Annotated in this window: 7 protein-coding genes and 1 pseudogene; all 8 read right to left on the reverse strand. The window is 71.9% G+C overall.

Annotation, left to right across the window (positions count from 1 at the left end; all coding sequences use genetic code 11):
* Positions 1-4: 4 nt before the first annotated feature.
* A complete protein-coding gene (locus ACH4UM_RS39160; RefSeq protein ID WP_398190638.1) occupies positions 5-1,273 on the reverse strand; it encodes a M20 family metallopeptidase in 1,269 nt (422 codons plus the stop codon).
* A gap of 333 nt (positions 1,274-1,606) precedes the next feature.
* Positions 1,607-2,980: a D-inositol-3-phosphate glycosyltransferase gene (gene mshA, locus ACH4UM_RS39165; RefSeq protein WP_398190641.1), complete on the reverse strand. Its 1,374-nt coding sequence runs from the start codon at positions 2,978-2,980 to the stop codon at positions 1,607-1,609.
* Entirely contained in the window at positions 2,977-3,837 is an 861-nt protein-coding gene (gene fdhD, locus ACH4UM_RS39170; protein ID WP_398190644.1) for a formate dehydrogenase accessory sulfurtransferase FdhD, read from the reverse strand. Before fdhD ends, mshA begins: the two co-directional genes overlap by 4 nt.
* A 123-nt stretch (positions 3,838-3,960) precedes the next feature.
* A complete protein-coding gene (locus ACH4UM_RS39175; RefSeq protein ID WP_398190647.1) occupies positions 3,961-5,343 on the reverse strand; it encodes an L-serine ammonia-lyase in 1,383 nt (460 codons plus the stop codon).
* A gap of 74 nt (positions 5,344-5,417) precedes the next feature.
* A complete protein-coding gene (gene glyA / locus ACH4UM_RS39180) occupies positions 5,418-6,692 on the reverse strand; it encodes a serine hydroxymethyltransferase (protein ID WP_398190650.1) in 1,275 nt (424 codons plus the stop codon).
* Complete coding sequence (locus ACH4UM_RS39185) at positions 6,689-7,126, reverse strand: glycine cleavage system protein H (protein ID WP_398190653.1); 438 nt, start codon at positions 7,124-7,126, stop codon at positions 6,689-6,691. The genes glyA and ACH4UM_RS39185 overlap by 4 nt, the downstream gene beginning before the upstream one ends.
* Positions 7,123-8,304, reverse strand: coding sequence for an NAD(P)/FAD-dependent oxidoreductase (locus ACH4UM_RS39190; protein ID WP_398190657.1), 1,182 nt, complete (start codon positions 8,302-8,304; stop codon positions 7,123-7,125). The genes ACH4UM_RS39185 and ACH4UM_RS39190 overlap by 4 nt, the downstream gene beginning before the upstream one ends.
* A gap of 239 nt (positions 8,305-8,543) precedes the next feature.
* Positions 8,544-8,674 (reverse strand): annotated as a pseudogene (locus tag ACH4UM_RS39195) (ring hydroxylating dioxygenase); the annotation flags it as partial.

Consider the following 8,674-nt stretch of genomic DNA (forward strand, 5'->3'; position numbering starts at 1 on the left):
TCGGTCATGGTTCCATCCGGTGTCGTCCCGTAGCTGGTCCGGAAGCACAGGAGGAGGGGACCGGTTTCGTCGGGGCGGACCACCCGGCGCCGCCGGGTGCCAGCAGTTCGGCGACCAGCGCGGCCAGCAGGCGGGTCCGCTTCGGCAGCTCCGCCACCAGCAGGTGTTCATCGTCGGCGTGCGCGCCGCCGCCGACCGCGCCCAGGCCGTCGAGGGTGGGCGTGCCGACGCCGGCGGTGAAGTTTCCGTCGGAGGCGCCGCCGACGGCGACCGAGGTGAGCGGCCCGATACCGAGTCCGTCCACGAGCCGGTTCGCCCGTTCGAACAGATTCCGTGAGGCCGCGGCGGGCAGGGGCGGGCGGTTCGGGCCGCCCCGGATCTCCAGGGCGGCGCCCGGGAGGTGGGGTCGCAGAGCCCGCATGGCGGTGTCGACACGGTGCTGTTCGGCGGTGTCCCCGACTCGAACGTCGACCTCGAAACGGGCCGCCGCGGGAACGGTGTTGGCCGTGGTGCCCGCCTCCAGGCGGGTCGGGGTGACGGCGGTGCCCCGGACGGGATCGCCCAGTGCGGTCACAGCCAGGATCTGGTGGGCCGCCTCGAGGGTGGCGTTCACCCCACGCTCCGGATCCAGGCCGGAGTGTGCGGCCCGTCCGCGTACCAGCACCTCGTAGCGCGACACGCCCTTGCGCTCGGTCTTCAGGGCGCCGCCGGGCCCGGCGGCCTCCAGGACGAGGGCGGCGGCGCACGGGCGTGCCTCGTCCTCGATGAGCTCGCGCGAAGTGGGGGATCCCGGCTCCTCGTCACCGGTGATCAGAAGGGTGACGCCGGACAGGCCGTCCAGGTCGTTCGGGCCGTCCGCGCTGCGCAGGGCCGCCAGGGCGTGGAACGCCATCGCCAGGCCCGCCTTCATGTCGAAGCACCCCGGGCCGCGGAGCACCCCGTCGCGCGCCTCGAAGGGGTGGCCGGCCAGCGAGCCGATCGGCCACACCGTGTCGTGGTGGCCGAGCAGCAGTACGCGCGGGGTGTCGCCGAAGCGCCAACGCAGGTGGGTACGCCCGTCGATGACAAGGCGTTCCGGTTGGGTGCCCAAGTGGCGGGCGCCGATCTCGGCGACCAGTTCGGCACTGCGGGCGACCGCGGCCAGGTCCTCGGACGGGGACTCACAGCGGACGAGCCGCCCGATGTCGGCGACCAGTTGGGCGGTCAGCTCGGTCTCGTACGTATGCTGGTCGTCCGCCGTGCCGGTCACGGCGTGCACCTCTGGTTGACGCATCGCCCCAGCATCGCGAGTCGCGCGGCGGACGACGCCGTCCGATCCGCCAAGATCGCTGCACGAGGTTGGGACACGGTGACGAAAGCGGGGCCGCCGCGCCCAACCGAGCCGGCCCCCTCCGACCTGCCGGCCCGGCCCGCCCGCGCTCCACTCGGCCGCCCCGCTCGAAGCCGACGGCATCGCCCAGGACATCCTCACCAGCGAGCACGCCCCCCGGGCGGCGCTCGCCGGCACAGTGCCGGGTGCTCTCACGACGCTGGCCGGCACATCATGGTCCCAGGACGCGCCCCGGACCTGATCCTGACGGGGTGCGGGCGATGCCCTGGACCGGGGTCATGATTCGGTGAGCCGACGCTCGTGCAGGACCGCCGTGTACACCTCCGCCGTCGCTGCTGCGGACGCGGCCCAGCCGAAGGACCGGGCGTGTCGGACCGCGGCCCGGCTCATCCGGACGGAGCGGGCCGGGTCGTCGGCGAATCCGCACAGCGCCCGTGCGTAGTCGACCGGATCGTGCCCCGGTATGAGGACGCCGCTCACCCCGTCTCGTACGGCGACGGGCAGGCCGCCGACCTCGGCGGCGATCACCGGGGTGCCGCAGGCCTGTGCCTCGACGGCCACCAGGCCAAAGGATTCGCTGTGGGACGGCATGACCAGGACGGACGCCGCCCGGTACCAGTCGGCGAGTTGGTCCTGGCAGACCGGCGGCCGGAACAGCACGACGTCGGAGATGCCGAGCCGGGCCGCCAGCTTCTGCAGTCCCTCCGGCTGGGTCAGGCCGCTTCCGCTGGGCCCGCCCACAACCGGCACCACGATCCGCTCACGCAGCCGCGGCCACTCGTCCAGAAGTCGGGCCACCGCGCGCAGCAGGACGTCCGGCGCCTTCAGCGGCTGTATGCGGCCCACGAACAAGGGGATGAGGGCGTCCTGCGGGAGGCCGAGACGGGACCGGGCCGCGGCCCGGCCGGCCTCGACACCGCGGGCGTCGGGTCGGAAGCGCTCCAGGTCGACACCGGGGTGGACGACGGCGACCCTGCCGGTGTCGGCGTCGTAGTGGCGGAGCAGTTCTTCCGCTTCCTTCTCGGTGTTGGCTATCAACCGGTCGGCGGCCCGGACGACTTGTCCCTCGCCGATCACGCGAGCCGTGGGCTCGGGGGCGTCGCCCTCGGCGAGGGAGGCGTTCTTGACCTTGGCCATGGTGTGCATGGCGTGGACGAGCGGAACATCCCAGCGCGCGGCGGCGAGGCGGCCGACGTGGCCGGAGAGCCAGTAGTGGGAATGGACCAGGTCGTAGTGGCCGGGGCGGTGGCCGGCCCAGGCCTGCGTCACACCGTGTGCGAAGGCGCACAGGTGTGCGGGCAGGTTCTCCTTGCCCAGGCCCTCGTAGGGTCCGGCGTCGACGTGCCGTACCAGGACGCCGGGCGCGAGTTCGACGCTGGGCGGGAGCGCGGCGGAGGTGGTGCGGGTGAAGATCTCCACCTCGATGTCGATGCCGGCGAGTCGCTTGGCGAGCTCGACGATGTAGACGTTCATACCGCCTGCGTCGCCGGTGCCGGGCTGGTGCAGCGGTGAGGTGTGCACGCTGAGCATCGCGACACGGCTCGGGCGGCGGTGGGCACCGGGTGGCCGCAACAGGGGCGGGCCGAGAAGGGCGCTGCCGCGGGCGGGGCCGTACCGGGGCCCTTCTGTCCGGGTCGTGTACCGGCTCACCTCGCCGCTCCTCCGGCCAGGGCCGAGGCGTGCAGGTCGAGGCGCTGCTCGCCCGCGTACACGTTCATGGAGCCGCCCCGCAGGAAGCCGACGAGCGTGAGTCCGGTCTCCGCCGCAAGGTCCACGGCGAGAGAGGACGGTGCCGAGACCGCCGCCAGCACCGGGATGCCCGCCATCACCGCCTTCTGCGCCAGCTCGAAGGAGGCCCGCCCCGACACCAGCAGAATGCTCCGGGACAGCGGCAGCCGGCCGGACTGCAGCGCGCGGCCGATCAGCTTGTCGACGGCGTTGTGCCGGCCGACGTCCTCCCGCAGGTCCAGCAGTTCGCCCTCGGGCGAGAACAGCCCGGCGGCGTGCAGGCCCCCGGTCCGGTCGAAGACCTGCTGCGCGGCCCGCAGTCGGTCGGGCAGCACCGCCAGCAGTTCGGGAGTGACCCGGACCGGGGGCGTGTCGGCGATCGGCCAGTGCGCCGTGGTCCGTACGGCGTCCAGGCCGGCCTTCCCGCACAGGCCGCACGACGACGTGGTGTACACGTTCCGCTCGAGCGTGATGTCGGGCAGCGGTACGCCGGGGGCGAGTTGCACGTCGACGACGTTGTACGTGTTCGAGCCGTCCTGTGTGGCCCCGGCGCAGTACACGATGTTCGCCACGTCCGTGGCCCGGCCCACGACGCCCTCGCTCACCAGGAACCCGGCGGCGAGCGCGAAGTCGTCGCCCGGCGTGCGCATGGTGATGGCCAGGGGCTTGCCGTTCAGGCGGATCTCCAACGGCTCTTCCGCGACCAGCGTGTCCGGGCGTGTGCTCGGCGCACCGTCCCGGATCCGCAACACGCGCCGTCGCTCGGTGACCCGTCCCATGGCCTCACTCCCAGTTCTGTCCGTGGCCGTCGCTCCGCTTTGCGCCCGGGATGTCAGCCCCGGTGGCCGGCATCGGCCGGCCGGGCTGCCGGAAGGACGGCTCGTCGAGGCCGGAGCCGCTGCTCAGCACTCGATGACGTTGACGGCGAGGCCGCCGCGGGCCGTCTCCTTGTACTTGATCTTCATGTCGGCGCCGGTCTCCTTCATGGTCTTGATGACCTTGTCCAGGGAGACGTGGTGGCGGCCGTCGCCGCGCAGGGCCATCCGGGCGGCGGTGACGGCCTTGACCGCGGCCATGCCGTTGCGCTCGATGCACGGGATCTGGACCAGGCCGCCGACCGGGTCGCAGGTGAGGCCGAGGTTGTGCTCCATGCCGATCTCGGCGGCGTTCTCCACCTGTTCGGGGCTGCCGCCCAGAACCTCGGCGAGGCCGCCGGCGGCCATCGAGCAGGCGGAGCCGACCTCGCCCTGGCAGCCGACCTCGGCGCCGGAGATGGAGGCGTTCTCCTTGAAGAGCATGCCGATGGCGCCCGCGGCGAGGAGGAAGCGGACGATGCCGTCCTCGTCGGCGCCGGGGATGAAGTTGATGTAGTAGTGCAGGACCGCCGGGATGATGCCGGCCGCGCCGTTCGTCGGGGCGGTCACGACCCGGCCGCCGGCGGCGTTCTCCTCGTTCACCGCCATCGCGTAGAGCGTGATCCACTCCATCGCGCGGCCCGCCGGGTCGCCCTCGCTGCGCAGCGCCCGGGCCGCCGCCGCGGCCCGGCGACGGACCTTCAGTCCGCCGGGGAGGATGCCCTCGCGGCCGAGACCCCGGGAGACACAGGCCTGCATGACCCGCCAGATCTCCAGCAGACCCGCGCGGATCTCCTCCTCGGTGCGCCAGGCCTTCTCGTTCTCCAGCATCAACGCGGAGATCGACAGACCGGTCTCCCGGGAAAGGCGCAGCAGTTCGTCGCCCGTGCGGAACGGGTGGGCCGGCACGGTGTCGTCGAGCTTGATCCGGTCCGCTCCGACGGCGTCCTCGTCCACGACGAAGCCGCCGCCCACCGAGTAGTACGTCTTCTCCAGCAGCGGCAGACCTTCGGCGTCGTACGCGAAGAGGATCATGCCGTTGGCGTGGTACGGCAACGAGCGCCGGCGGTGCAGGACCAGCTGGGTCGAGACGTCGAAATCGATCTCGTGGACCGGTCCGATCTCGGCACCGAGCAGGCGGATGCGCCCGGTGCTGCGGATGCGCTCCACGTCCACGTCGGCCTGGGTGACGTCGACGGTGTGCGGCTCGTTGCCCTCCAGGCCGAGCAGCACCGCCTTGGGGGTGCCGTGGCCGTGGCCGGTCGCGCCGAGGGAGCCGAACAGCTCCGCCCGTACCGCGGCGGTCTGCGCGAGTACGCCGTCCTGCTTCAGCCGGGCGACGAACATCCCGGCGGCGCGCATCGGCCCGACGGTGTGCGAGCTGGAAGGGCCGATGCCGATGGAGAAGAGGTCGAAGACACTGATTGCCACGCCATGCTCCGTGGGATGGGCGGGGTGTGCCGAGCGTGCCCCGGCACACCCCTGCGGGAGGTTGTCAACAGGCCCTAGAGACCGGGGTACAGCGGGTGCTTGTCCGCCAGGGCCTTCACCCGGGCCTTGAGCGCCTGCGCGTCGGCCGCCCCGAAGGGAGAGGGCGCCTTCAGCGCCTCCGCGATGACGTCCGCGACCTCGGCGAAGTCCTCGGCCGTGAAGCCGCGGGTGGCCAGGGCCGGCGTCCCGATCCGCAGGCCCGACGTCACCATCGGCGGGCGCGGGTCGTTGGGGACGGCGTTGCGGTTGACCGTGATGCCGACCTCGTGGAGACGGTCCTCGGCCTGCTGCCCGTCCAGCTCGGAGGCGCGCAGGTCGACCAGGATCAGGTGCACATCGGTACCGCCGGACAGGACGTTCACCCCTGCCTCGCGGGCGTCGGCGGCCGTCAGCCGCTCCGCCAGGATTCGGGCGCCCTCGACCGTGCGGCGCTGGCGCTCCTTGAACTCCTCGCTCGCCGCGACCTTGAAGGAGACCGCCTTCGCCGCGATCACATGCTCCAGGGGACCGCCCTGGAAGCCCGGGAAGACGGACGAGTTGAGCTTCTTGGCGAAGTCCTTCCTGGCGAGGATGATGCCCCCGCGCGGGCCGCCGAGGGTCTTGTGGGTGGTGGAGGTGACCACGTCCGCGTACTCCACCGGGTTGGGGTGCAGCCCGGCCGCCACCAGACCCGCGAAGTGCGCCATGTCGACCCACAGGTACGCGCCGGCCTCGTCCGCGATCCGGCGGAACTCGGCGAAGTCCAGCTGCCGCGGGTACGCCGACCAGCCCGCGATGATCACCTTCGGCCGGTGCTCCTTGGCCAGCTTCTCCAGCTCGGCCATGTCGACCAGTCCGGTCTCGGCGTCCACGTGGTAGGCGACCACGTTGAACTGCTTGCCCGAGAAGTTGATCTTCATGCCGTGGGTGAGGTGGCCGCCGTGCGCCAGGTCCAGGCCCAGGATGGTGTCGCCGGGCTGGGCCAGCGCGAACAGGGCGGCCTGGTTGGCGGAGGCGCCCGAGTGCGGCTGGACGTTGGCGTACTCGGCGCCGAACAGCTCCTTGATCCGGTCGATCGCGATCTGTTCGGCCACGTCGACGTGCTCGCAGCCGCCGTAGTAGCGGCGGCCCGGGTAGCCCTCGGCGTACTTGTTGGTCAGCACCGATCCCTGCGCCTGCAGGACCGCCAGCGGAGCGAAGTTCTCCGAGGCGATCATCTCTAGCGTGGACTGCTGACGGTTCAGCTCGGCGTCGACCGCGGCGGCGACCTCCGGGTCGACCTCGTGCAGGGGCTGGTTGAACAGGGTCATCGACGGTCTCCTTGTGTGTGGGCGCAGTGGGCGGCGTACGCATCGGCGGACAGGGCGCCGGCGATGTTCTCGACGCGGAGCCTGAACAGCCAGCCGGCGGTGTAGGGAGCGGCGCCCACGACGCCGGGGTCTCGGGCCACCGCGGCGTTGACTTCCAGGACCTCACCCGAGGCGGGGGCGTACAGGCCGCTGACGACTGTCAGCGAGGTGATCTCCCCACAGCTCTCCCCCGCCTCGACCCAGGTGCCGACTTCGGGCAGCCGGAGGTCGACGACATCACCGAGGGCCTTCGCCGCGAATGCGGTGATCCCGACGGTGGCGTTGCCCTCGTCCACGACCAGCCACTCGTGGTCCCACGTATAACGCAGGTGCTGTGGAAGGCTCCTGGCGAGGTCCCGCTCGGACGGCGGGGCGAGCCGAGACGGGGTGCTCATGAGGCGACGACCGCTGCGGCAGGGGTGAGAGTGCGGCGGAGCCGGTTGAAGAACTTCGGCTGGTTCAGGGAGAGCACGGCGACGGGAGCGCCCTCGCGCCGGTAGACGGCCGTGAAGGAGCGGCTGTCGACGTCTCCATCGACGATCTCGGGCCGGTCGCCGGGGGCGACGTGTCCGGCGAGCTGGATGCGCACCTTGTACTGGTCGGACCAGAAGTACGGCGCGGTGAGCGGGGCGGGGGCCGACGCACCGGAGAGCAGCGTACGGGCGGCGGTCTTCGCCTGCTCGGTGGCGTTGCTCCAGTGCTCGATGCGGGCGTGCCGTCCGGTGAACGGGTTGGGGCAGCGGGCGACGTCGCCGACGGCGACCACGCCCGGGACTCCGGTCCAGCAGCCGGCGTCGCACACCACGCCGTCGTCCACCTGCACGCCGGAACCGGCGAGCCAGTCGGTGGCGGGCCTGACGCCCACCCCGACCACGACGATGTCGGCGGGCAGCTCTCGCCCGTCCGCCAGCCGTACTCCGGTGACCCGGCCGTTGCCGGTGAGTCCCGCCACGCCGGTTCCGCACAGCACGCGAACCCCGTGATCGGAGTGGAGTGAGGAGCACACCAGCCCCATCTCGCGCCCCAGTTGGCGTTCCAGCGGTACGTCGAGCGCCTCGACGACCGTGACGTGGAGCCCCATCCGGTGGGCGGTGGACGCCACCTCGGCGCCGATGAAGCCGGCGCCGATGACGACGACCCGGGGCAGGCCGTCCGACAGCTCGGCACGCAGGGCCAGAGCGTCGTCCAGGGTACGCAGGGTGTGGACGCCGGCCGGCCCGTCGGTACCGGGGAGCGTGCGGGGAGTGGCGCCGGTCGCGATGACCACCCCTTCGGTGCGCACATGCCTTCCTCCGGTCAGGGTGACGGTCCGGGCGGCGGGGTCGAGCCGCACCGCGCGCTCGCCGAGCAGCCACTGCACGTCCAGGTCCTCGTACTCGTCCGCGTCGCCGAGAGCCAGCGTGTCGGCGTCCAGCTCCCCTGTGAGGAAGTCCTTGGACAGCGGCGGGCGGTCGTAGGGAGTGTGGCTCTCCTCCCCCACGACGACGATCTCGCCGTCGTAGCCCTCTGTGCGCAGCGCGCGGACCGTGCTCAGGCCTGCCAGCGACGCTCCGACGACCGTGATGCTCCTCATGCCGGCTCCTGAGGGGGACTTGTCTCGTATAACACAACGCAATTCGTTATGCGCAACATATTTTCCGCCACCCCGGGGGGTTGTCAAGGGAGGTGCAGCATCAGTTCGCAATAGCGCTCCATGTTGCACGTTGCGCAACCCGCTCAGGGCGGTGGTCTGGGCGGCAAGCCAAGTGGCCCGTCCACCTGCGGGAGGGGCCACAACAGCAGGTGGACGGGCGGTATCGGGGTGGGGAGGAGTCAGTGCGTGGGCCGCACCTCGAGCTTGTTCTGCAGCCAGTCGTGGAAGGCGCCGATGTGGTGCTCGCTGGGCACCAGGACACCGCCCTTGGCGTACATCCGCGAACTCATGCCGGGCTGGGTGCGTTCGC

It is taken from the genome of Streptomyces sp. NPDC020801 (assembly GCF_044334385.1).
In the GTDB taxonomy this organism is placed as follows: Bacteria; Actinomycetota; Actinomycetes; order Streptomycetales; family Streptomycetaceae; genus Streptomyces.

Coding starts and splice junctions, on each gene's coding strand:
- fdhD (WP_398190644.1), bottom strand. CDS start 3,837: ATGGGACGGGTCACCGAGCGACGGCGCGTGTTGCGGATCCGGGACGGT.
- ACH4UM_RS39185 (WP_398190653.1), bottom strand. CDS start 7,126: ATGAGCACCCCGTCTCGGCTCGCCCCGCCGTCCGAGCGGGACCTCGCC.
- glyA (WP_398190650.1), bottom strand. CDS start 6,692: ATGACCCTGTTCAACCAGCCCCTGCACGAGGTCGACCCGGAGGTCGCC.
- ACH4UM_RS39160 (WP_398190638.1), bottom strand. CDS start 1,273: ATGCGTCAACCAGAGGTGCACGCCGTGACCGGCACGGCGGACGACCAG.
- ACH4UM_RS39190 (WP_398190657.1), bottom strand. CDS start 8,304: ATGAGGAGCATCACGGTCGTCGGAGCGTCGCTGGCAGGCCTGAGCACG.